Origin of the sequence: Microbulbifer donghaiensis (genome assembly GCF_900129095.1) — a bacterium.
Lineage (GTDB): Bacteria > Pseudomonadota > Gammaproteobacteria > Pseudomonadales > Cellvibrionaceae > Microbulbifer > Microbulbifer donghaiensis.
The window spans coordinates 2,370,931-2,394,762 of sequence record NZ_FQVA01000001.1 but is presented as its reverse complement, the minus strand read 5'-3'; the positions used below and the strand labels follow the sequence as shown (position 1 = coordinate 2,394,762).

Annotated in this window: 20 protein-coding genes; 6 read left to right on the top strand and 14 right to left on the bottom strand. The window is 59.9% G+C overall.

Annotation, left to right across the window (positions count from 1 at the left end):
* Nucleotides 1-229: 229 nt before the first annotated feature.
* Complete coding sequence (locus BUC36_RS10325) at nucleotides 230-1,549, bottom strand: sugar MFS transporter (RefSeq protein WP_073274334.1); 1,320 nt, start codon at nucleotides 1,547-1,549, stop codon at nucleotides 230-232.
* Between the two features lie 446 nt (nucleotides 1,550-1,995).
* Between BUC36_RS10325 and BUC36_RS10320 the strand changes: the two genes are divergently transcribed.
* Nucleotides 1,996-3,159, top strand: a complete 1,164-nt coding sequence (locus tag BUC36_RS10320; protein ID WP_073274332.1) for a sensor histidine kinase — start codon at nucleotides 1,996-1,998, stop codon at nucleotides 3,157-3,159.
* 10 nt (nucleotides 3,160-3,169) lie between these two features.
* Entirely contained in the window at nucleotides 3,170-4,024 is an 855-nt protein-coding gene (locus tag BUC36_RS10315) for a LytR/AlgR family response regulator transcription factor (RefSeq protein WP_073274330.1), read from the top strand.
* Between the two features lie 116 nt (nucleotides 4,025-4,140).
* On the opposite strand, the gene BUC36_RS10310 is transcribed toward BUC36_RS10315, so the two are convergent.
* The 7 genes from BUC36_RS10310 to BUC36_RS10280 all read right to left on the bottom strand — a co-directional run bounded on the left by BUC36_RS10310 (nucleotide 4,141) and on the right by BUC36_RS10280 (nucleotide 14,334).
* On the bottom strand, nucleotides 4,141-5,412 hold the full coding sequence (locus BUC36_RS10310) for a sugar MFS transporter (protein ID WP_073274328.1): 1,272 nt from the start codon (nucleotides 5,410-5,412) through the stop codon (nucleotides 4,141-4,143).
* A gap of 156 nt (nucleotides 5,413-5,568) precedes the next feature.
* Nucleotides 5,569-6,306: a DUF6445 family protein gene (locus tag BUC36_RS10305; protein ID WP_200797220.1), complete on the bottom strand. Its 738-nt coding sequence runs from the start codon at nucleotides 6,304-6,306 to the stop codon at nucleotides 5,569-5,571.
* The gene (locus BUC36_RS10300) at nucleotides 6,306-7,799 is read right to left on the bottom strand and encodes a tryptophan halogenase family protein (protein ID WP_073274324.1); all 1,494 of its coding nucleotides are present in this window, start codon (nucleotides 7,797-7,799) and stop codon (nucleotides 6,306-6,308) included. The genes BUC36_RS10305 and BUC36_RS10300 overlap by 1 nt, the downstream gene beginning before the upstream one ends.
* 43 nt (nucleotides 7,800-7,842) lie before the next feature.
* Nucleotides 7,843-8,865: a cupin-like domain-containing protein gene (locus BUC36_RS10295; RefSeq protein WP_073274837.1), complete on the bottom strand. Its 1,023-nt coding sequence runs from the start codon at nucleotides 8,863-8,865 to the stop codon at nucleotides 7,843-7,845.
* A 23-nt stretch (nucleotides 8,866-8,888) separates the two neighbouring features.
* Nucleotides 8,889-9,617 (bottom strand): SapC family protein, encoded by a 729-nt coding sequence (locus BUC36_RS10290; RefSeq protein ID WP_073274322.1) that lies wholly within the window; start codon nucleotides 9,615-9,617, stop codon nucleotides 8,889-8,891.
* Nucleotides 9,618-9,666: 49 nt separating this feature from the next.
* Entirely contained in the window at nucleotides 9,667-11,232 is a 1,566-nt protein-coding gene (locus BUC36_RS10285) for a tryptophan halogenase family protein (RefSeq protein ID WP_073274320.1), read from the bottom strand.
* A gap of 135 nt (nucleotides 11,233-11,367) precedes the next feature.
* Nucleotides 11,368-14,334 (bottom strand): TonB-dependent receptor, encoded by a 2,967-nt coding sequence (locus BUC36_RS10280; protein WP_073274318.1) that lies wholly within the window; start codon nucleotides 14,332-14,334, stop codon nucleotides 11,368-11,370.
* A gap of 13 nt (nucleotides 14,335-14,347) precedes the next feature.
* On the opposite strand from BUC36_RS10280, the gene BUC36_RS19220 reads away from it, so the two are divergent.
* The 3 genes from BUC36_RS19220 (at nucleotide 14,348) to BUC36_RS10270 (ending at nucleotide 17,645) form a co-directional block, all read left to right on the top strand.
* Entirely contained in the window at nucleotides 14,348-14,605 is a 258-nt protein-coding gene (locus BUC36_RS19220; protein WP_143186932.1) for a hypothetical protein, read from the top strand.
* Between the two features lie 404 nt (nucleotides 14,606-15,009).
* Nucleotides 15,010-16,170 carry a hypothetical protein gene (locus BUC36_RS10275; RefSeq protein ID WP_073274316.1) on the top strand — a complete coding sequence of 387 codons (1,161 nt, stop codon included), beginning with the start codon at nucleotides 15,010-15,012 and terminating at the stop codon, nucleotides 16,168-16,170.
* Between the two features lie 119 nt (nucleotides 16,171-16,289).
* The gene (locus tag BUC36_RS10270; RefSeq protein ID WP_073274314.1) at nucleotides 16,290-17,645 is read left to right on the top strand and encodes a serine hydrolase domain-containing protein; all 1,356 of its coding nucleotides are present in this window, start codon (nucleotides 16,290-16,292) and stop codon (nucleotides 17,643-17,645) included.
* 66 nt (nucleotides 17,646-17,711) lie between these two features.
* On the opposite strand, the gene BUC36_RS10265 is transcribed toward BUC36_RS10270, so the two are convergent.
* The 3 genes from BUC36_RS10265 to BUC36_RS10255 form a co-directional block, all read right to left on the bottom strand.
* A complete protein-coding gene (locus BUC36_RS10265; RefSeq protein ID WP_073274312.1) occupies nucleotides 17,712-17,972 on the bottom strand; it encodes a hypothetical protein in 261 nt (86 codons plus the stop codon).
* Between the two features lie 80 nt (nucleotides 17,973-18,052).
* On the bottom strand, nucleotides 18,053-18,937 hold the full coding sequence (locus BUC36_RS10260) for a DUF533 domain-containing protein (protein ID WP_073274310.1): 885 nt from the start codon (nucleotides 18,935-18,937) through the stop codon (nucleotides 18,053-18,055).
* A gap of 228 nt (nucleotides 18,938-19,165) precedes the next feature.
* A complete protein-coding gene (locus tag BUC36_RS10255; RefSeq protein ID WP_073274308.1) occupies nucleotides 19,166-19,411 on the bottom strand; it encodes a hypothetical protein in 246 nt (81 codons plus the stop codon).
* 266 nt (nucleotides 19,412-19,677) lie between these two features.
* Here BUC36_RS10255 and BUC36_RS10250 point away from each other — a divergent pair, with 266 nt between their 5' ends.
* Nucleotides 19,678-20,661, top strand: coding sequence for a calcium/sodium antiporter (locus BUC36_RS10250; RefSeq protein WP_073274306.1), 984 nt, complete (start codon nucleotides 19,678-19,680; stop codon nucleotides 20,659-20,661).
* Nucleotides 20,662-20,711: 50 nt separating this feature from the next.
* Here the strand turns inward: BUC36_RS10250 and BUC36_RS10245 are convergent, their stop codons facing one another.
* The 3 genes from BUC36_RS10245 to BUC36_RS10235 all read right to left on the bottom strand — a co-directional run bounded on the left by BUC36_RS10245 (nucleotide 20,712) and on the right by BUC36_RS10235 (nucleotide 23,823).
* Complete coding sequence (locus tag BUC36_RS10245) at nucleotides 20,712-21,032, bottom strand: chaperone modulator CbpM (protein WP_073274304.1); 321 nt, start codon at nucleotides 21,030-21,032, stop codon at nucleotides 20,712-20,714.
* Between the two features lie 2 nt (nucleotides 21,033-21,034).
* Complete coding sequence (locus BUC36_RS10240) at nucleotides 21,035-22,003, bottom strand: DnaJ C-terminal domain-containing protein (RefSeq protein ID WP_073274302.1); 969 nt, start codon at nucleotides 22,001-22,003, stop codon at nucleotides 21,035-21,037.
* 119 nt (nucleotides 22,004-22,122) lie between these two features.
* The gene (locus BUC36_RS10235; protein ID WP_234994943.1) at nucleotides 22,123-23,823 is read right to left on the bottom strand and encodes a flotillin family protein; all 1,701 of its coding nucleotides are present in this window, start codon (nucleotides 23,821-23,823) and stop codon (nucleotides 22,123-22,125) included.
* Nucleotides 23,824-23,832: the final 9 nt, after the last annotated feature.

Below are 23,832 nucleotides of genomic sequence, written 5' to 3'. Positions count from 1 at the left end.
GCAGGAAGGCACAGCGTTGTGGTCAGAAACCGTAATGACTGCCGCAACATGATGTTCTTTTTACCTTTTCCCACACATTTTCAATCGCACAACATGCAATGAGCACCGCGGGACAACAAGGGATAGTCGGCAAGACGGACCGTATTCTGGTTAAGGCGGGAAGCGGAATGAACGCGGTAATTGCCAGAGGAGCGCCAGGGCTGACCCATGCCGTGACGTGCCGAACGGCTCAGATCTTGTTGCGCAGCATGGGCGAGAAAGCACCGTAATACACGATGTAGCAGTAGCACAAAAGCGGCACCAGGAACGACAGCTGAATCCCGGCAAAGTCTGCCATCACGCCCTGCAACAGCGGCACAATGGCACCACCGACAATGGCCATACACAGTACACCGGAGCCCTGGCTGGTATCCCGGCCGAGGCCGGCGACCGCAAGACTGAAGATGGTCGGGAACATAATCGAGTTGAACAGCCCTACCGCGAGTATCGCCCAAACCGCCTGCATGCCCGTCGACAGCATCGCCACGGCTATCAGTAGGGTGGCAAAGAAACCGCAGACCGCGAGCAGCAGACCCGCGGAAACGTAGCGCAGCAGCAGCGCGCCGGCAAAGCGCCCAATCATCGCTCCGCCCCAGTAATAGGAAACGTAGCGGGCGGCCTGCGCCGTAGTCATACCGGCCACGGATGACTCGCCGAAAAAGTTGACCAGGAAGCTGCCGATCGCCACCTCGGCCCCTACATAAACAAAAATACCCACAGCACCGAGGGTGAGGCGGGGATAGCGCAGGAAATCGAACGCTCGCTCGCCGCTGATCTCAGGGGATGACTGATGCTGCGGAATTTTCGGCAGGCGAATCCAGGAGAAGAAAGCCACCATCACCAGCAGCACAACGGCCAGCCAGAAGTAAGGCACCTCCACCAGTGCCGCCTCGTGCGCCCGGAAGTCCTGCATCGCTTCCGGCGTCGTGGGTACAGTGCCAGAGGCGACTGCAGAAAATATCACTAAGCCGCCAAAGGCCGGCGCCAGCGTGGTGCCAAGTGAGTTGAACGCCTGGGTGAGATTCAGACGACTGGGTGCGGTACTGGCACTGCCGAGTGCAATCACGTAGGGATTGGCGGAGACCTGCAGAATGGTGATACCCGAAGCCAGAATAAACAGGCCGAACAGGAAAATCTCGTATACCTGCATGCGCGCGGCGGGAATGAAGATCAGACACCCGGCACAGGCGATCAACAGGCCAAGTACCAGCCCCAATTGATAACCGACACGCTTGAGCAATGCGCCGGCGGGCACCGACACAACGAAATAGGCGATGAAGAAACTGAACTGGACAAATATTGCTTTGGTGTAGCTCAGCTCAAAGACATTTTTGAGGTGCGGCACCAGAATATCGTTAAGACTGGTAATAAAGCCCCAGATGAAGAACAGCGAAGCCAGGACCGTCAGGCTGAAGGTGTGCGAGTACCCAGACGGCTGGTCGGAATCGCTAACCGAGCCAGCGGTGGCAGTCACTGCGCCCCTCCCTGCGCCGCTGATTAATTCTTTCATCGAAAATCCGATCGTTCTTTCTTATCCCGGCTGCCACAGGAGCATATCAAAAAACCGGGCCTCGGCCACACATCGACCGGGCCCATCGCAAAGAGGTTGCAACAAACTCCTGTGAGACAGACGGGCCTGAGAGTCAAAAAATTCGCCGTCAGTGGCACTGAAACTACCACAGTGCCGTCATGGGTGAATCCCACGTAGGACGAACCGGACCAAATCCACGCCAGCCGGGATTCCGCGACTCCAACCCGGTCGAAATTCAGTTTCAAAAAAAGGCGTCTACAGGGTACAAAATTTTGGAATTTACGCCATTGTACGCCGAAGTGGACCGTGAGGGCGATAAGGCGGACGGGAGGCCTGACAAGCGTTGGCCGCTGTTCGTCTATCGGGGTACTATCGACGAATAATAATTACGGCCGCAATCCCTTTAAGCAATTGACCCGGCAACCATGGCGGAAACAATCCAGCAACAGTCTAGCGCTGCGGTGACCCTTGAGTCCGACCGGTGGTTTTGGAAGCTCCAGCTCGGCAGCTGGCTGGGCATCCTGATCGTCACATTTCTGTCGCTGTCATTTTGGCACTCGGCGGTGGAGTGGCCCACGTTTGAACCCATCAACACCCTGTTCCAGTGCGCCGTAGCATTTCTGCTTTCGCTGCTGCTTAAACCGATATTCGATATCGCCTGGGATACACAACTCGGGGTGCGCACCTTTATCTATCTTGTGGCCGTAGCGGTTATCGCCGGGATCTGGACCCTCGTGCGCATGGAAATGTATATACGCCTTTCCGGGGAGCATTCGCTCTGGTCCGAGTTCGGCGGCTGGTACTACGCTTCCCTGTTTGTCTTTCTGTTCTGGAGCGCGCTCTACTGCGGGGTGAAATACTATCTGCTGCTGGAAAAAGAGCACGAGAAAATGCTGCAGGTTGCTGCGGTGCATGAACGGGAACAGATTCGACGCCTGCATGCGGAATCGGTGGCGAGGGAAGCACAGCTGAAAATGCTCCGCTATCAACTTAACCCGCACTTTTTATTTAATACCCTGAACTCAATCAACGCGCTGATCCGTTTTGACCAGCTGAGTGAAGCCCGGGATATGGTGGTGCGTCTCAGCCAGTTCCTGCGCCATTCACTCAAAGAAGACCCCTCGGGCAAGGTCAGCCTGGAGCAGGAAGTTGCCGCAGTGCTGCTGTATCTGGATATCGAGAAGACCCGATTTGCCGACCGGTTACAGGTTAACCTGGACATCCAGGATTCCGCTGTTTCAGCCAAGGTACCGAGCATGCTGCTACAACCCCTGGCGGAAAACTCGGTGAAATATGCGATCGCACCGAGCGAGTCCGGCGGTACTATCACTATCGCCGCGCGTCGTTCGGCCGCGAACCTGGTACTGCAAATCAGTGACACCGGTGCGCGCCGCAACAGCACTTTGGGAGCCGAAGACACGCCTTCCTCAACCGGCGTCGGCCTGTCGAATATTCGCGAGCGGCTGCAAACACTGTACGGCGATAACTATGAGTTGCGTCAAGCGCGCGCAGATGCCGGTGGCATGCTGGTAACAATTAGCATGCCGTTCGAATCAGCGCCCACCAATAAGAATAAGATTCCAGCTTAGGGATATTACAATGAAGCCATTAAGAATTGTTGTAGTCGATGATGAGCCGCTTGCCCTGCGCCTGGCCAAATCCATGCTGCAGGAAATCCCCTTCGTTGATGTAGTCGCCGCCTGCAAAAACGGCAGAGAGGCACTGGAGGCTATTAGCAGACACTGCCCCGACCTGATTTTTCTGGATATCCAGATGCCGGGGATGAACGGATTCGAAGTGGTGCGCAGGCTGCAGGGGGACACTATCCCACTTGTGGTCTTCGCCACTGCCTATGATCAGTACGCCCTCGAAGCATTCGAAGTAAATGCTGTCGACTATGTCATGAAACCCCTCGAGGATGACCGTCTGGAACTGGCCATTCGCCGTGCTCGCGAGCGCCTGCAACTACAGACGACCACAGCTACCGGTCAAAGGGAACCCTCAGACAGAAAGGGCAACTTGCTGCAGTCCATCGAAAGGATAGAGCGTGCCCGAGGCGACGCTCCTACCGAACCAGTGGCAGAGCAAGCCCACAGCGCCGATACGATGCGCAGGCTCGCCGTCAAGGATCGCGGCCGCATCACCATGCTCAACCCTGCCGATATAGAGTGGATCGATGCGGCCGGTGACTATATGTGTGTGCATGCCGCCGGGGAGACGCATGTCATGCGCAGCACCATGAAGGAATTACAGCAGCAATTGTGCGGAGAGACTTTCAAGCGTATTCACCGCTCGACAGTGGTCAACCTCAACTTCGTCAACAATATCAAGGTGCTGAGCAAAGGCGAGTACATGCTGACTCTTGAGAGCGGCGCACAGCTCAAAGTAAGTCGCAACTACCGCCAGCCGGTCAAAGAATATCTGGACGCCAGTCGCAGCACAGTCGTTTCCTGACCGCTCTCTGCGGTCGTCCGCCGGGACGCCCTGCCCCCTTCCCCAAGGCATTTCTATTACGCATAAAAAAAGCCCGGCAGCACGCTGCCGGGCAGTCAAGGGAGACGAGCTATAGACTAGCTTTCGCGCACCCGGTGTCCGCGGACACCGTAGAAGAGGATGTAGAGATAGCACAGTACCGGCAGCACAAACGCCAGCTGGATGCCGATCTGATCGGCCAACACGCCCTGCAGCACCGGCACCAGTGCGCCGCCGACAATCGCAAGACATAGAATCCCGGAGCCCTGACTGGTGAGGCCGCCCAGGCGGGCCAGCGCGAGGCTGAAGATGGTGGGAAACATCACCGAGTTGCACAGGCCGATCGCCAGCACCGCCCACATTGCAACACTACCGCTGCCCGCAATGGTGATGGCCAGAAGCACACAGGCACCCAGTGAACAACTCGCCAACACTTTTCCGGCTGGTAGGTAGCGCATGACAACGGCACCGATAAAGCGGCCCACCATAGCGCCACCCCAGTACAGTGATACGTAGAATGCAGCCTGCTGCTCGGTGATGCCGGCGATACTGTCTTCCGACAGGAAATTCACCAGGAAGCTGCCGATGGATACCTCGGCGCCTACGTAGAGGAAAATCGCCAGAGCTCCCAGGAAAAGGTGACGGTGCGCCAGCGCCTTGCCGAATGCGGCGAGATCGCCAACACCGGCTTCCGCATGGCTTTCAATCCGCGGCAGCTTCAGCAGGGCAAAGGTCACCGCCAGAGCAGCCAGTGCAGCAGCCAGAATTAGATAGGGCAGCTCGACCGCCGAGGCGCGCTCCGCCGCAGTGATATGCTCACCGGCCACACCGGCGACAGACAGTATCAGGAAAGCACCAAAGAAGGGCGCAATCGTGGTGCCCAGGGAGTTGAATGCCTGGGTCATCGTGAGCCGGCTGGCCGCAGTCCGTTCGGAACCCAGTGCCGTTACATAGGGATTCGCGGATACCTGCAGCACAGTGATGCCGGAGGCCAGCACAAACAGTGCAAACAGGAACAGGCCATAAACCTGCAGTCGCTCGGCAGGGATAAACAGCAGACAACCCACGACCGCGACCGACAAGCCAACGACAATTCCGCGCTGATATCCCAGCTTGCTCACCAGCCAGCCGGCCGGCAGTGATATCAGGAAGTAGGCGCCGAAGAAGCAGAACTGCACCAGCATCGCCTGAGCGTAGTTCAGGTCAAAAACGCCCTTAAGGTGCGGAATCAGGATGTCATTCAGACACGTGATAAATCCCCACATGAAAAACAGTGAGGTCAGGGCCACCAGAGCGAATTGGTGACTGGAGGCTTTGTAGCCCTCCGAACCGACGACGCCGGCCTCGATATTGCTTCCGAGTGTTGCCATTTTTCTTATTCCCAAGACTTCAAGTGTATTCGGCAGACCACTGCACTGTGCAGGCAGTAGACGCGGGCAGCGGTACTCAGGATTCGTTGTATCACAGCAGCCGGTGCTACTCCGGCGCTTTTCGATAAGGAGGTATAAAACAGAGGCGACTGGGATTCAGCGGAATTCGAAGAAGATATTTGCGGTGAGGCGGCCAACTCTTGGATCCGCGTCAATATCGTGGTCGGTATCGACCAAGATCGAGTGCAGCAGGTTACCGGGATAGATTGCCAGCCGGTGCTGCCGGTACTCGATTTGATGGTAAAGCTCGTAGTGGCCAGAACTCTGGGTACAGTACTCTTGCGCGGGCGCTCCGTGTTCCGCCATGTAGCGGTCGGCAGCCGCAAAGTAGCTCTCGACGCGGGCATCTCCGATGCGCTCGTAGCCGGTCGGACGATGGCGGAAGAAGCCGGTGGCACCGTGAACGCCGGGATTCAGATACAACAGCAAGGCAAAGAAATACGGATTCGACGTGTCAAAATGAGGAATCCTCTGCAAGGCACCGAGTTCATTTGGGGATCTGGTGACCAACGAGAAGTACGCTTGCAGGGGTTTGAGGCGCAAGTCGGTCGGGATCTGATACAGCCCATAGAGCTGGCGGTATACCGCCTGCAAAATCGCCAGGGCCGGCTCGCGCGGCATCTTGGCGCGCAGCCCCGGATACATGGTGGCGCCGTCGGGCTGAAAGTGGCTGCGCGCGGCACTCTGCTGCAGCGCTTCAGTAAACCCGGCCACCCCATCCACCACCAGAATCGGCGTGCCCTCACGGCCAATGATTGCCGGTGCGGCAGGAATCCCGCCTGGAGACGATCGCATCCCCGAAGCCGGAGTGGTTTCGGGTTCCCGACCGGCCATCAGTCGAGATTAGCCTTGCAGTAGTGGTCGATAAAATCGAGATGGCTCGGCATGTTCTCCACCTGGCGGCGTACCTGCTGGCGGATACTGGCAAGAAAATTCTCGAGCTCTGTTTCACCCATCAGATCGACAATCGGATGATGACGCTCAGGCATAAGCCCCTGGCCGAGCATTACTTGAATCCATGAGGCGATGCCAAACAGGTCGGCCTCATAGTTAAACAATGTGCCGCTTTCACGGAACATCTGCAGGCGGTGGGCAAGGCTATCCGGTATCGGCATTGTGCGACAGTAGCGCCAGAACTTGCTGTCGGTGCGCTCGGTAACGTGATAGTGCAATACAATGAAGTCGCGAATATATTCCAGTTCATTCAACGTCTGCGCATTGAACTCATCGACATCCGCCGGGCAGATACCCCGCGATGGGAACAACTGCATCAGTCGCACGACGCTGCGCTGAATCAGGTGGATACTGGTGGATTCCAGTGGTTCTATGAAACCACTGGAAAGCCCGATCGCTACGCAGTTCTTGTTCCAGTGTTTACGCCTGGTACCGGTCCGAAACGGGATAACCCGCGGGTCGCTCAGCAGCTGCCCTTCGACATTTTCAAGTAGCTGGGTGCGCGCCTGCTCTTCGTCCATGTATTTGCTGCAGTACACGAGGCCGTTACCAACGCGACTCTGCAGCGGGATACGCCATTGCCAACCAGATTCCCGCGCGATCGAGCGCGTATAGGGTACCGGCCTGTCGACCGCCTCGGTCTGCACCGCGATCGCCCGATCGCAGGGCAACCAGTGGGTCCAGTCATGGTATCCGGTATGTAAGGACTGCTCGATCAACAGCCCGCGGAAGCCGGTACAATCGATGAACAGCTCACCCTCGATCAGCTCACCACTTTCCAGCTGCAATGCCTCTATAAAGCCATCACTGTGGTTAAGGCGCACTTCGGCTATCTTGCCTTCGGTTCGGGTGACACCATTCTTTTCGGCAAACTTGCGCAGAAACCTTGCGTACAGAGTCGCATCGAGGTGATAGGCATGATTGCGATCCTGATTCGGCAATACCGCGAAACGACCCTCACGGGCAGCCAGGTGCTCCTTGCAATAATCACCGATATCGAAGTCAATACCCCTGTCCAATCCCTTGCGCCAGAAATGGTGGAATTGCGCCGCCCAGCAGTCTTTGCCCAAGGTGCCAAAGGAGTGGAAATAGTCTTTGCCGACATCCCGCCAGTTCTCGAACTTAATCCCCAACTTGAAGGTGGCATTGGTAGCCGCCATCACTTCCTGCTCATTTAGCCCCAGCAACTGGTGGAAGATATGTAAGGTGGGAATGGTGGCTTCACCGACGCCGACCGTGCCGATTGCGTCAGATTCCACCAGCCTGATATCGAGATGTTTGCCGATTAGCTTGGACAGGGCCGCCGCCGTCATCCATCCTGCGGTTCCGCCCCCGGCGATCACTACTTTTTTGATTTTCTTTTCAGTGTCCACTTCACACCTCGTTAGTTTTTCTTCGGCGCAGACCTTCGGTGAATTAGCGCTTTAGTCGATTTAGCAGTTCGGCGCGCAGCTGGCGTGCCGCCATCTCACTGAGTGGCCGTGCCTGCACACCGCGAGCAGACTCCGCAATGTGATCTGCCGGGTTTTCGCCGGCATCGAAGACGTAGTAATCAAACAGCGCCTTCCAGGCCTGGCGTTGCTGCACGGGTAAGTCCCGGACGCTGAGGATCGAATGCATCAGGGCATTCATGGGGCGCCCCATATATGTGGGAAATTCACTCCACCAATGGGTATAGAGTACGTTTAGCGCATCTAGACTCTCGACGTGATGCCACCACATGCCCGGCAGAAACAGGGCATCGCCGGGCTCCAGGTCGGCAACCTGCGCACTGGCAATAGCCTGCCGAAATCGCGGGAAGCGCTCGAGGTCCGGCTTGTGCAGATCCACCAGACTGATCTCCTGCCCGCCCGGAGCAAACTCCAGTGGCCCTGGATACAAATTGGCAATCTGCTCCGGCGGAAACAAAGTAAAGCGGCGGCGACCAGCGATCACGCAGGCGAGATTGTTGGGAAAGTCGTAGTGCGCCGCAATGCGCACCCTATTCCCCAGCCACAAAAAACCAATCGGACTCAGCTGCTCTATACCGGCCCTGTGCTCAGCGGCAAAGCCTGGAAACCAGTGCCCTACATCGGTAGACGCCATGTAAATCATCGGCGGCTCTACGTCATCCGCGCTGGCGAGGATATCGTCCAGGACTTTGTTCAAGTCTTCGCGCGAGCCGCGATAATTGAAGCCGCTCATGTCTTCGTTATAAAACACACGCCCATCGGTCTCGGCACCACCGTAGCATGCGGAGATGGGCACCCCGCTGTAACAGGCTCGCAAATAATCTGCCGCTCTCTGTGGCGAATCCAGCCCGGCCACAACTGCAGGCCAGCGGGCACAGAAACCCCGCAGCACCAGCGGCTCAGTGCGCCCGATAACAGCGTCCGCGACATTGCCTGGATGCAGGTCACTGACTTCTGCTACCTGGGGCAAGTGTTCAATCGCAGTCATAATGGAATCGGGCACAGCAGCCACTAGGCAGACACCCGGCGATTCTTTTCATTCATCAGCTGGCGCACATTGGACTGTGACGCCATCGCCATATAAATCGCCTCGAGATATCCGGCGCGGTGCAGCTCTGCCAGTTTGTCTGCGTTTAAGTCCCGCAGGCGGTCCTCATTGATGGTGTAAAAGCCCACCAACTGATTGCGCTCGCCATTGTCCAGTGTGATATCCAGGGTAAAGGACTCGAGCAGTTCATTCTCGAGTAGTGCAGCGATAAAACCTTCACTCTCCGTCAGCCCCTGGTGAATCGCTTCCAGCATATCGGCCGTCTGGTCCAGGAACGGTGTATTGCCACCGTACTGCATGAACAGGGCTTCGCCTTTTTCTTTGCTCACTCGCGGATTGTCCAGGTCGATATGTATCACCCGCTGTTTTTTCTCCTGTCCGTCTTCGACGATGGTCTGCTGACCAATCAGGAACGGCTGACGGCGAACCGTAAGCGGTATATAAGAGGCCTGCCATTTCCCATCGCGCAAGTAGAGGTTTTCGCCCTCGGTAAAACCCAGCAGTGCCAGCGGGAAAAACTTGCCGGTGCGCGGATCTTTCTGAAAGAAAATTGGATAGCTTGCCTGCAGAGAGCGAAACTCCAGCGGAAAAGTCAGTGCGTACCAAACATCGTCTCCATATTCAGCAGAGCGGTCGGTGATAACACGGAGGTCGCTGTGATCAATGCTGTTCAGCATTACGGCTTTAGTCATGGTGTTCTCTCTTTTTATTCTGCTATTCACTAGCATGTTTTTAGAATATTCAGATTGTCGGTAGCGCGACTTCTCCGATCTGCTGTAACAACGCCCGGTTACTCGGAAGCGCTCGGGACATCCTCTGAGCCTGCCGGGCATTTTCCCGGAATAGTCGCTCGGCCTCTGCCGCCTGATTTCCCTGCCTCTGTACCGTGGTTGTGTCCGCTATAAATTCCATGCCGGACAATACGTACTGGTAGCTCGCAGCGGGAAATAACTCATCCGCCATACGCGCATCATTCAGGGATGCCGGCTGGTAGCGCCAGATTTCCAGCGAATCCTTCAACGACTGGGGAATGCTTTCAGTATTTCTGTGAGCAAGCCAGTAGTCGCTGTCGCTACGCTGCGAAATTACATAGTGGAGTTTTAGGAATTCGATAATTCGCTGCCAATGCCCACTGAAACGGCGATTGAAGCGGCGCTCTACCGCGTCCATCGCAGCTCTATCGGGTGGCAGCAGCTCGGCCAGCATTTGTGCAGACTTCTCCACCATCACCAGTGCCGAAGCCTCCAGCGGCTCGATAAAGCCCGCCGCCATACCGATGGCAACACAGTTGCGGTGCCAGAATTTTTCCCGGTAACCGGGATCAAATTTTATCTGTCTCGGCTCGAAGAGCAGGGCGCCGCTAACAGCAGCATCCTGATCTATATATTCCCGCAAGACCTGTTCGGCCTCGGCGTCAGTGGTGTGCGCGCTGGAATAGGTATAACCGACGCCGCGCCGGGAAGGCAGACCGATATCCCACACCCAACCGGCCGCACGGGCCGTCGAATGCGTACAGGAAGCAATAGGGCTGTCCGGCCGCGGGTAGGCTACCTGCACCGCCAGGGCGCGGTCATTGAACAGTACCTGCTGCTGCGGACGCAGTGGGATACCGTAGTGTTTACCGATCAGCAGGCTCGCAGAACCGCTGCAATCCACAAAGAGATCAGCCGTTAATTTCTCCCCGGACTCTGTCGTCAGGGACTCGATGTAGCCGTCGGTATCGCCGCTGATGTCCGTGATGCGCTCCTGCAAGTGACGCACGCCGAGTTTATCCGTGCAGTGGCGCTGCAGAAACGCGGCAAACTTGCCCGCATCCAGGTGGTAGCCGTAATTCAGTGCGAAAGCGTATTCCGCGGTGGATATCATTTTCGGGGCCAAGGCTTCGCGACTGATCTGGGCCTGACCACACACCGCATCGGCAAAGGGCACCTGGTCTCGATACTTCTGCCAGTGAGGGGCGAGGTTCAACTGCTGGAAAGACACCGGTGGCGTAAAGGGGTGAAAGTACTCGTCGCCATCACCACGTATCCAGTCGATAAAGCGGCTGCCCTGTTTGAAGCTGGCGTCGCAGGCGCGCAGGAATTCCGTTTCGGAAACGCCGATGCGCTTGAGTGTGCCGCGCATGGATGGCCAGGTGCCCTCGCCCACCCCCACTGTGGGAACATCCGGGGATTCGACCAGGGTGACCTGGATACCGCGCTCGGTATCGGGGATATATTCCGCAGCCAGCACCGCGGCGGTAAGCCAGCCGGCACTGCCGCCGCCGACAATCATCACGTGCCGGATTGTTTTATCAGTCGTATTCATAGCCATTCGACCTTACCGTGAAAAACCGCCTGCGCAAAGCGGCTTTCTAGCGGATACATCGAGCTGCCCCAACGCGGAAAAGCCGCTGGGAACCAGCGGCTTTCCTTACCTCTTTCAAGCATCCAGGCAACGCGATCAGAACGCGTAGCGCGCGCCCAACTGCCAGCGGGGGCCGCCCTGGTACACACCCAGCACCTGTTTCTGGGCGCGACCGTGCTCACGAGCGTACTCGTCGGTCACGTTCAGGCCTTCCAGGAATACCTGCAGCCCATCCACCTGCGGTACCTCGTAACTCACGTTCAAGTCGATCTGATTGTAAGCTTCGGTGAACTTTGGGTTGGCCCCGGTATCCTGACCGCGAGAATTCAGGAAGTCGTCGCGCCAGTTGTAGGCGATACGTGCCTGCAGGCCATTCTTGTCGTAGAAACCGATCAGGTTGGCGGAGTCACTCAGGCCGACCAGTGCTTCCTGGTCCTCAAGGAGGAACGGATTGTACTCGAGACCCGACTCCACCTTGGTGTAGTTGGCGATCACGCCGAAGCCCGTGTCACCGAACATATGCTGCACGGCCAGTTCCAGGCCGTCGATGGTTTCATCGCGGTCGCTGTTGGTCGGCGTGTCGATGGTGAAAACCAGCAAGTTATCAGTCGCAGGATCGCCGGAGATTACGCCGGACGCGGGATCTACCAGTGCGGTGTCACCGTAGTTCGCAAAGATGTACTCACGGATCAGGCGCGCATCGCTGGTACCCACTGCGGCCCGGGCCTCGTCATAGCGGGCACCATCGGTCGGGTTGGCCAGTTCAAAGATGGTGGACTCGACCTTGGACTGGGTGATGAAGTTGGAAATTTCTTTCTGGAACCATCCCGCGGATACGTAGCTACTTTCGCCGTAATACCATTCCAGAGACAGGTCGAAGTTGACCGACTCCAGCGGCAGCAGATTCGGGTTGCCGGCAGAACCACTGCCGCCCTGCTGGTTCGCCAATGAGCCAACTACAGTGCCGCCCTTGATGGAATCGTAATCCGGACGGCCGATAGTCTGGCTGGCAGCAGCACGCATCACCAAGTCGTCCCGCAGCTCGACATTAACATTCACGCTGGGCAGCCAGTAGTCGTAGCTACCAGTCTGGGAAAGGAATGCTCGCTCGCCACTACCAAGCAGGGCAATTTCCGTATCGGCAATCCAGTCGGCGGCTGCATAGGTCGCTGCTGCAGACTTGGAATCCACCTCGGTATCTTCATAGCGCAACCCGAAGTGTATATCGTAGGGCATGCTACCAAAGCCCGTGGTCAGTTCAGATTCGAAGTTGTACTGCGCATACAGTGAGGTGGTCTTTTCAGTCGTGGTGCGGTCTACGTCCTGCGAGTAGTCCGTAGAAGCACAGAACTGGGTGCCGCAGTCACCGATGAATCCCGCTTCCAGATCAGCGCCGTAAAGCTCTTCCGCACGTGCACGGACTTTTTCAAAATCCCATGCGAAGTAGACATCCTGGATATCGCCAGCGCTGATGCCATCGACCTCGGAGAAGTCACCGGTCGCGATATCAAACTTGTCCTGAATGCTATCGGCCGGGAAAAACGAATCATCGAAGTCACCTTCAGCACCCACACCACCCCAGGCATTGCGCTGGACGTTGATGGACTGGGAGTGGTTGGTTACTTCCTGACTGCTGATGCCGAAATCGATATCGCTGGACTCATTCAGCTCGAAGTTACCGCTGAAGCGGAATGCATCGATTTCAGAGTAGTCGCGTGAATTACCAAACACACTGCCGGTTACACGCATGTCCGAAGGCTGTACAGAGTTGCCGTTATCCACGTACAGGGCCGGCAGTTCCTCGGTGAAGTCAGTCGCGGACTGGGTGCGGATAAAGGCCGCGGTGGAAAGGTTGAAGCTCGAGCCCCAGGGGCTATCCGGACGGCGCTCGGCATCGGAATGGTGCGCATCGAACTCGAGTGCCAGGCGGTCGCTTACCTGCCACTCGAGGTTAATACCGATGCTCTCACCACGATAGGCCTCTTCACCGCCACCGGCGGCCATAGAGAGATCGGTCGGCGCATCGAAGGTTTCGGAGTATATCAGGGGCGAAGCCACCGGCCCGTCGGTCCAAACGTTCTCGGACGGAACAAAGTTGTACCAGGCAGAAATATCGTTGTGCTGCTTGGAGATGTCGTTGGCATAGTACATGTAGTCCATGGTCGCGGTGACATCGTCGGTGGGTGCCCACTGCAATACCAACTGACCGTTCGTGCGCTTGCGTTGCTGCTCTTCAAACTTGTAGATGGTGGTCTGCGGCACCGAGTAAACATCGCTGGGGCCGGGGCGATTCACCTGATTATCCTGAGGCACGCCACCCCAGCTGTTAGTGTTGTCTGCTGTACCTTCAAAGCTGCGCCAACCGGTACCTACCAGCGCCTGCTGGCTGCCGCTCTCGCGCTCTGCAACGCTTGCCGAGATGGCGACGCCGATCTTGCCATCGGCAAAGGTCTCGGAGTAGAAGCCGGAATATTCTGGAGTGATGCCAGCATCCTCGGAGGACTCGTCCATCACTCCCTTGGCCGCGAAATTGATTCGGCGTTCACCAATTTCCAGCGGACGTGCGGTCAACAGGTCAATGGTAGAGCCAATGCCACCACTGGGTACCAGGGCGTTGCTGCTCTTCGCAACGGATACGCCGGTGACCATTTCGGAGGCGATGTTCTGGAAATCGAACGAGCGGCCACCGGTAGTGCGGGCGAGCTGACGACCGTTTAATGTCACGAGGTTGAATTCCGGGTCGATACCTCGCACGGTGACTTTACTGCCCTCGCCGTTAACACGATCGATGGAAACACCGGAGATGCGCTGCATGGATTCAGCCAGGTTAGTGTCCGGAAACTTGCCGATATCTTCGGCGGAGATGGCATCGACTATGCCGTCGCTGTCCCGTTTGACATCCATGGACTTGGTCAAACTGCCGCGGATACCGGTAACCGTGACCTCTTCCAGCGATCCGACATCAGCCTGCTGTGCCATCAGAACCTGCGGCAACGCAGTAGCACCCAAGGCCACTGAAATGGTTAACGCCAGGCGATCCTTGTGGAAAATTTTTCTTCTCATCGACACTACCCCAATGGTGTTTATTTTTTTGAACTGTACGTGGTTAATGCTCAATCAAAGCCAGCTTGTTATGTCTCTCTGTGCTGACTTGGCTGCGGCCAGCAATCCTGCTGTCGCCTGGCAACCGCATTACCCCACGGAAAGCTTCGGCCCGAATAATTTCGGTACAGGTTGGCGATGCGTCACGCCGCCATTACATATTGCCCGGATCAGCCTGTACATCAATTCACGGGCGGGGCAAACAGGATATCCCGGATTAAAAGCGCGTTAACAGGGACGTATCACGATGAAAAGCCAAGCCCTCAAGGCGATCCGTGCGCGCCGAGGACACCGTTCAGATTGCCGCTCGCACCCGGCGTGCCAGCGGATGCGCCGGTGGTGCCGCGCTGCTGCATCTCCTGGAAAGGGGGGATGCGGGCACAATCTGTGAAGGCCGATCCGGATTCCCGTCACCCTTTTGGCGACTTATCTCGGCGCCTTATCGGCAAACTGGCGGCTAAACAGCGGGAAAATCCGCTAAACCCGCCGATAGCAACAATTCCAGCGCCCGCCACCACAGCGGCTTGCACTATTTCTAGCGTGCACGAAGCTTAAACAGCGGGGCGGATAACCGAGTGCGGGCGCGAAAGGGCCCATGCCACAGCAGACAGACGCAACAGTTCCGGGTGGTGAAGATTGAAACGCAAGGCGACCGTCCGCGGCGGCGGCAACGAACGCGCGCTGATGAAGGCCACCAGCACGCCGCTGGCGTCCATTTTCGGCAGTGGCTTCCTGGTGATGGTGCCTATCCTGGCCGGCGCCGTGGGCGTCTATGCGCCGCTGGCGATGGCGTTGGTGTGCGGCGTCGCCTACTGCGTCGGCAGCGTGATCCGCTTCAATATCCGCGCCGCGGAACCGGCGCTGGCGGCCACCCCCAAAGAATCCACGCTGGCCTTCGAGCGCTGCTCGGACCTGGCCCTGGTGCTGGCCTATGTGATCTCGGTGTGCCTGTACCTGCATATCCTGTCCGCGTTCGTACTCGGCAGCCTGCACCTGGACACGGACCTCAACGAGAGCGCGCTGACCACGGCGGTGATCGTGTTCATCATGTTCATCGGCCTGACCCGCGGCCTGGCCGGGCTGGCAGCGCTGGAAGGCTGGGCACTGGCCATTACCCTGCTGATTATCGTGCTGCTGATCGGCGGTTTTGCCCTCTACGACCTGCACGCCTGGCAGTCCGCCAAGGGGCTGACTTTCTTCCAGCCGCAACCGCACAGTGTGTGGGAAACGCTGACGATCGTCGGCGGCATTTTGATCGTGGTGCAGGGCTTCGAGACCACCCGCTATCTCGGCGATGAGTTCGATGCGCAGACGCGCATCCGCGCTTCGCGGCTGTCGCAGCTGATTTCCACCGGCGTCTACCTGGTGTTTATCACCGTGGCCCTGCCGCTGGTGCACACGCTGAACGGCAAGTACGACGACAACAGCTTGATCCAGCTGGCCGCGGCGGCGTCTGGCCTGCTGGTTGCGCCGCTGGTGATCGCCGCGGCGATGAGCCAGTTCTCCGCGGCAGTGGCGGACACTTTAGCGGCGACCGGCAATCTGGAAGAGGTGACGAAGAGGGAGCTGAAGCTCAAATTCGGTACCGTGCTGGTCGGCTGCGGTGCCATCGCGCTGGCGTGGCTGGCGGATACGCTGCAGATAGTGGCGCTGGCCTCGCGGGCATTCGCCTTCTACTACTTCCTGCAGTGCCTGGTGGCGATCAGCGTCAGCCACTCGGGCGTGCAGCGGCTGTTCTTCGGCCTGGTCGCCGCCGCGCTGGCGTTCATCACCGTGTTTGCGGTGCCCGCCAGCTAGCCGCCGGCGACCGACAGGTTTACGGCTCAAACGAACCAGCAAGCGTCATCCGCGCCCGCTACAATCCGTCGGCAGAAATTTTCTATGCCCACAGCGGGCGCACCAGCGACGGAACAACAATGAAAAAAATCCTCACCATTCTGCTCGGCGGCGCAACCGCGCTGCTGCTGACCCTGGCACTGCTGGCGCCGAGCCTGCTCGGTTTCTCCATCACCCAGCTCGGCAACGCGGTGCGCGTCGCCACTGGCATGGGCGCCAAGCTGGCCTGCTCGGCGCGCTTCGTGTCCGGCTTCAGTGAGTCGCGCATCGTCGACGACCTGGCCTCCTATTCCCCGGCCAACCGCCTGCTGGACCTGCAGTATGGCGAGCGCACGGTGACCGCGGCGCTGTTCGGCATGGGCCGCGCCAGCGCCAGCTACCGCGACGGCCTCGGCTGTACGCTGGATATCGGCGATACCCGCGCACTGGATCAGGTGCAGATGCAGCCGGTGGCGGCGAATGGCGACGAGTGGCCGCTGGGCAGCCGCGTTTCCTCCATCGACGCCGATCTGCAGCAGCGCGTCGAGGCGATCGTCGCCGCGGACAACAGCGCCGGCCTGCAGACCCGCGCGTTAGTCGTCGTGCAGAACGGCAAACTGCTCGCCGAGGCCTACGGCCCGGGCATCGATGTCGAGACGCCGCTGCTGGGCTGGTCCATGGGCAAGAGCCTGACCGCGATAATGCAGGGGCGCATGGAAACCCTGGGACTGGCGGACAGCCAGGTCCAGCCGGTCTTCGCCGAATGGCAAGACGACGCGCGCGCGCAGATCGCCCTCGAGGATCTGCTGCATATGTCCTCGGGCCTCGACTTCGACGAGACCTACGCGCCGGGCAGCGACGCCACCGAGATGCTGTTCAACGCGCACAGCGCCTCCGACGTGGCCATGGTCAGCCCGGCGGCGTACGGGCCGGGTGAACATTTCTCCTACTCGTCCGGCACCACCAACCTGATCGCGCGCTGGATGCACGAGCAGCTGGGCGGCGACGTGCAGGCGAGCCTGGATTTCTTCAGCCGCGAGATACTGCAGCCGCTGGGCATGGCGCACACGGTGTTCGAACTGGATCCGAGCGGCGTGTTCGTCGGCAGCTCCTATATCTACGCCTCCGGCCGCGACTGGGCGCGGCTGGGACAGCTGATGCTGAATCGCGGCGAGTGGCATGGCGAGCAGTTGCTGAGCGCCGACTGGGTCGCGCGCGCGGCGGCGCCGAACGGCAGCCCCAACGAATCGCGCTACGGCTACCAGTTCTGGCTGAACGGCGGCGGCGAGATGCTGCGCTATCCACAGCTGCCGGCCGATGCCTATTTCATGAAGGGCAACCGCGCGCAGGTGGTGATGATCTCGCCCTCCACCAATACCGTGGTGGTGCGTTTGGGCTGGTCCGCCGGCGACTACCCGACCGGGGAGAATTTCGCCGGGCTGCTGCCGGGCGCCTGAAGGTCACTCTGATCGGTCATAGAAAAAGGCGCTGCGGCGCCTTTTTTAATGGGATCGATGGGGCCGCTAGTCTTCGCGGCCAACGCCGCACTGGCCGGTGTTCAGGTGGCAGCTGCTGCCCTGGTGAAACTTGCCTCTCAGTTCGTCGCACTGGTACTGGGTAACGGGGCTGCTACACAGCGCTTCCGTTTGCTGGCAGCAGCCGCTCGGGTCCGCCGCCTCGGCGCCCGGTGGCCTGCCCCTTTCATCTTCGGGCGTGCAGCCGGCCAGCAGCGATGCCAGCGCGACAGCTACGACAGCAGTTGCGGACAGCATTACCAGTTTCATAGTCAGTCCTTACACCGAACGCCGGCGCCGCACGAGTGCACGGCGCCGGCGCAATAGTGGAACGCACGAAGCCGTCGGCTTCAGGCCGCGTGGGGCACCTGCTCTTCGATCAAGTGCGCGGCCTCCTCGGAAATGCCCAGCTTCGCCGCCAGCTCGTCCATGTAGGCGTGCTCGCGCGCGTTGTCCTCGTTGATGGTCATCGCCGAAACCAGGTAGATATCGAACGCGGTGGCCGGGTCCTGCACGCGCTCAAGCACCTCGTCGATATTCACCGGCGTGGCCAGGAGTTGCTGCAGTTCCCTCAGTTCGGATCTCTCCAGCTGGCCTTCCAGCGCGCCGAGGATATTGCGCTGCTCCTGTGCGTCGATCTCGCCGTCTGCCTGCGCGGCGGCGACCATCGCGTGCAGCATCAGCTCGGCCTGCTCCTGCCCGTGCGGGCTGCTGTCATTGGCGGCGAAGCCAAATAGTCCGCCCCGGCCCGCCTTGCGCCAGGCACCGCTATCGCCGCCCTGGCCCATCGGGCCCTGCTGGCCGAACTTGCCGTTCAGGCGACCGAAGATCTGGCCGAGGATATCGTTGAGGTTGCCGCTGGCGCCGGGCGTGCCGGACGAGGCGCCGGTGCGGCCACCCTGCTGCATCTGCTGGAAGATGCGGCGGGCGATATCCATCAATACGGCGGCGCCGCCGCCCGCGGGTATCGCGCCACCGAAGATATCGCCGCTGGCGCCGCCGGATGGTCCGCCGGGACTGGCAGCCGTGCCGGGTGCGCCGGGCCGCGCCCGGCGGCCGAAGATATCATCGAGGCCGCTGTCCTGCGGGGCGCCGGTGGTCGTGGGGGGTGGCACCCGCGAGAAATCCGGCGGGGGAATATTCGGCGCCTGGGCCTGGGGTGCCTGACGCCGTCTCTTGTTCAGCATGGAAATGCCGGCGCCGATGAGGGCGCCCAGCAACAGTTTCTTGTTCATGTTCAGGGCCCTTACACAGTTGCTCGGGTTCGCATTCACTGTAATGCGCCGCGCCGGCAACCCCCAGTGACCGGGCGGACCGCCTCGGCAGCGCCGCACAGCAAAGAGATGTGCAAATGCCCTCGCCGGTTGCAGTAACCGGCGACATCGGCCGATGCTGGGCCGGCCGGGCAACAGGTATCGATTTGTGCCCAGCCGGATCAGAGAGTTGTGCGGAAATCCTCGCTGCTACTGCGGCTGCTCCGCGCCGCAGGTGCCGTCGTCGCCGCAGGCGGCGCCCTCGGTGAAGGTGCCGTTGAGTTCGGTGCACTGCTCCAGCGTAACCGGACTGGCGCAGGTGTTGTCCGCCTTCTGGCAGCAGCCCGCCGCTGGCGCCGCCATTTCCTTCGCCTCTCTTCGCTCGCGTTCACCGCAGGCGGTACACAGGACCGCCAGGGCCACTACCGCCACTATGCCGTTCACTACCTTCACCATCTCGAATACCTCATCTGTGGATTCAGGTAAAAAGTCCGGGCCGCTCCGCGGCGGCTGCCGAGGAATTGCCCGCCTATGCCTTCACTCTAGATCAGCATTGACCTGGCAACCTTCTGACTGGCAAGACAACTGCGGGAAATTGCTCGGCGCGGGAATAGTATTTCGCCAACGCCCTTTCTGAATTTGCCCAAGCCGGTACAATCGGCCCCCGTTTGCCGGGTGATTGCCCTACGCTCTACCGTGACTGCTTCGACATAGGACGCCATATGATTCTCGCCGCTCTCGCCATCATCGCCGGATTCGCCCTGCTGGTCTGGAGCGCCGACCGCTTCGTCGAGGGTGCCGCGGCCACCGCCCAGCACGCCGGCATGCCGACCCTGCTGATCGGTATGGTGATCGTCGGCTTCGGTACTTCCGCACCGGAAATGGTCGTATCCGCCATGGCGGCACTGGACGGCAGCCCGGGCCTGGCGCTCGGTAACGCCTACGGCTCCAACATCGCCAATACCGGCCTGATTCTCGGTTTTACGGCGATCTTTATTCCACTGGCGGTGCACTCGAAGATTGTGCGCAAGGAGCTGCCGCTGCTGCTGGCGATCACCCTGCTCGGCGGTTTTTTCCTGTGGGACGGCTCGCTGGCGCGCTGGGAGGCGCTGATCCTGCTGGCCGGTTTCTTCGGCCTGATCGGCTGGTCCATCTACTCGGCGATGACCGGCAAGGGCGATGTCATCGAGGGCGATATTGAGGGGGAGCTGGAAAGCCACGCGATGACGCTGGGGCGCGCGCTCTTCTGGGTGGTCGCCGGCCTGGCGCTGCTGATTATCAGCTCGCGCATCCTCGTGTGGGGCGCAGTGACCATCGCCGAGACACTGGGCGTCAGCGACCTGATTATCGGTCTGACCATCGTGGCACTGGGTACCTCGCTGCCGGAACTGGCGGCCACGGTGATCGCCGCGCGCAGGGGCGAACACGATATCGCCATCGGCAATGTCGTGGGCTCGAATATGTTCAACCTGCTGGCGGTGATCGGCATCGCCGGCGCCATAGCGCCGATGTCGTCGGTGCCGCCGGAAGTGCTGTCGCGGGACTGGCCGATGGTCATCGGCCTGACGGTGGCGCTATTTATCTTCGGCTACGGCTTCCGCGGCAAGGGCCGCATCAACCGCTTCGAGGGCGCGGGGCTGTTGCTCGCCTACGTCGTTTACAACGCCTACCTGGTGGTGACCATTACCAGGACGGCAATGGCCTGACTAATGCTGGGTTCCGGCCTGCGCCGGAACGACGATGTGCAAGAATTGGATTATTCCCGCCCGCTCTCCAGGCGCGCCAGCCGCGCCTGCAGCCGCTCGATTTCTTCGAGTAAATCCAGCGCCAGCGCCGCTCCGGCCAGATTGACCCCCAGGTCCCGCTCCAGCGTATAGACCTTGCGCACCCGCCGCACGCAGATACCACTGAAACGCCAGCGCACACGGCTGCCGCGCGGCTCGATGATGCCCTCTTCCACCAGCGCGATAATCCGCTCCGCCGGCATGCCGCAGGCGCGGCAGAGTTCGCCCAGGGTCAGTTCGCTCTCTTCATCGAGAATGGCGCCGGTGATCTCGCGGTGATTATTGTTCGCCATTGCTAAGCTCCCAGTCCGCTGCGCGGATCGAATTCAAATGCCTGGCTGAACTGCTGGTAGGCCTCCTTTTCCGCCTCGGTATTGGCCGGCGGCGCCACCACGTTCAATACCACGTACAGATCGCCGGGCTCCTTCGCCGGAATGCCGCGGCCCTTCAGGCGCAGCTTGCTGCCATCCTTGCTGTTCGCGGGGATCGTCAGGTTGACCGGGCCGTCCGGCGTCGGTGCCTGCACCTTGGCGCCGAGGGCGGCCTCCCACGGCGTCAGCGGCAGGTCGAGATAGACCGTCTTGCCCTCGGCGTGATACAGCCGGTGCGGATTGAAGGAGATTTCCAGATAGAGATCGCCGGGCTTGCCCTCGCCGATGCCGGGCTCGCCCTGGCCGGCCAGGCGAATCTGCTGGCCCTCGGTGATGCCCTTGGGAATCTTTACATTGAGCTTGCGCTCCTTGATCTCCGGCCGGCCGTCCGGACCGAGGACCGAGTGCTTGAGGGTGATCTGACGGGTGCCGCCGCGGTAGCTGTCTTCCAGGTCGATGACGATCCTGGCGTAGGTATTCTCGCCCTCGGCGTGAAACTGACGCCGCTGCGCACCGCCAAAGCCGCCACCCTGGGCATGGCCGAAGCCGCCGGCGCGGCCGAACAGGCTCTCGAAGAAATCGCTGAACGCCTCGGGATTCGCCTCGGTGTAGCCGCCGCCGTGGAATTCGAAGCCCGCATCCCAGCCCGGCGGTGGCCGGAATTCTTCCCCGGAGTGATAGCCGGTACCGACCTGGTCGTAGGCCGCGCGCTTCTCCGGGTCCTTGAGCACCTCGTAGGCCTCGCTCACTTCCTTGAAGCGCTCCTCGGCCTGCTCCTCCTTGCTGACATCCGGGTGGTATTTGCGCGCCAGCTTGCGGTAGGCGCGCTTGATTTCGGCCTGATCCGCACTGCGCTCGAGGCCGAGTATGTTGTAGTAGTCCTTGTATTCCATGGCTTTAATAAAAGCCGAAGATCGCCGGCTCTGCCACGGCTGCAGGAAGCAACTGTAGGATGGGCAAAGCGCAGCGTGCCCATCCTACAAAAAACCGCCCCGTAGGGCGGTTTGGAAGGTCAGGCTTCGGTTTCCGGTACCTTGGTGAAGTCGCCGACGCCGGCCTCCTTCAGCAGGGAATCCACCAGCGGCGCCATGGCGCGGTGCTTCAGTGCGCTGCCGACCAGCGCCTCCGGCAGGCTCTGGCCCTTCACGTCTCCATCGCTGTCGAGGATGCCGCCGCTGGCGCGGCCGTCGATACCGTTCAGGCCCTCGACGGAAATAATCTTCATGCCCTCGATACTCTCCAGCGGCTTGACGCTCTCGCGGATGATGTGCGGCAGGTTCTCGTGCAGGCTGAGCACTTTCTTCAGTGCAATCTGCGCCTCGTTAAGGCTGTTGAAGGCCTCGTTCATCAGGCGCTGACCCTCGGCGTCCACCGCGTATTTCTCGCGGTCCGCTTCCACCTTGATACGCACCGCTTCCGCCTCGGCGGCGGCCTGCAGGCGCAGCGCCTCGGCCTTGTCTTCGGCGGCTGCCTTTTCCGCCTCGGCCGCGACCTTGATCGCGGTGGCCTGACGCTCAGCTTCCTTCTGCGCCTCGATGATTTCGATGCGCTTGTCGCGCTCGGCGACTTCCACATCCTTGGCGGTGCGCACCTGCTCCTCGGCTTTCACCGCTTCCGCCAGCGCAACATTGGCCTGCTGGTCGGCGACGGACTGCTCCTTGGACTTTTCCGCGACGGCGATCGCGCGTTCCTGCTCGGCAATCTCGACGGACTTCTGCTTGGAGATACGCTGCTCATCGAGAATGCGCTCGCGCTCGATCTCCTGCTCCTGCAGGCGTTTTTCCTTTTCGATTTCCAGCAGGCGCGTGGCCTGTTCGGCGCTGATGCGCGACTGATCCACTTCGCGCTGGGCCTCGATCTCCGCCTGACGCGCGGCGCGCTCCTGCGCGGCCTGCTCGCGGGCGATATCGGCTTTCTGCGCAGCCTCGCGGTTTTCCAGTTCGCGCTGCTGTTCAAGATACGCGTAGCGCTTTTCCTTTTCGATTTCGAGTTTCTGGCGCTCGGCTTCGAGATTCTTCGTCTCGATCTGCACCATGGTTTCCTGTTCGACGTCGTTCACCTCCTTGCGACGCGCCTCGATAGAGCGCGTCATGCTGGCGAGACCTTCGGCGTCGAAGACGTTGTCCTGGTTGAAAAATTCTTTGTGCGTCTGGTCGAGGCCGGTCAGTGAAACGGACTCCAGTTCCAGACCATTTTTCAGCAGGTCCTCGGACACCACCTGCTGTACCTTCTGCACAAACTGGCTGCGCTGTTCGTGCAGCTCGGCCATTTCCATTTCCGCGGCTACCGAGCGCAGGGCGTCGACGAACTTGCCCTCGATCATCTCCTTCAATGCATCCGGATCCAGGGTGCGCAGGCCGAGGGTCTGCGCCGCGTTGGCGATGGCATCGGTATCCGGCTTGACGCGCAGGTAGAACTCGGCGAGCACGTCGACGCGCATGCGGTCCTTGGTGATCAGCGCCTGGTGCTCCTTGCGCGACACGGCGAGGCGCAGGGTATTCATGTTCACCGGGATGATTTCGTGCAGCACCGGCAGCACCAGTGCGCCGCCGTTCATGATCACCTTCTGTCCGCCCATACCGGTGCGCACAAAAGAGCGCTCCTTGGACGCGCGCGTGTAGAGACGCGCGAAGATGGTACCGATCACGATCAGGCCCACCAGTACCGCGCCGGCCATAAATAGAATCGTGGAAAAATTATCGAGCATATTCATGTTTGTTTT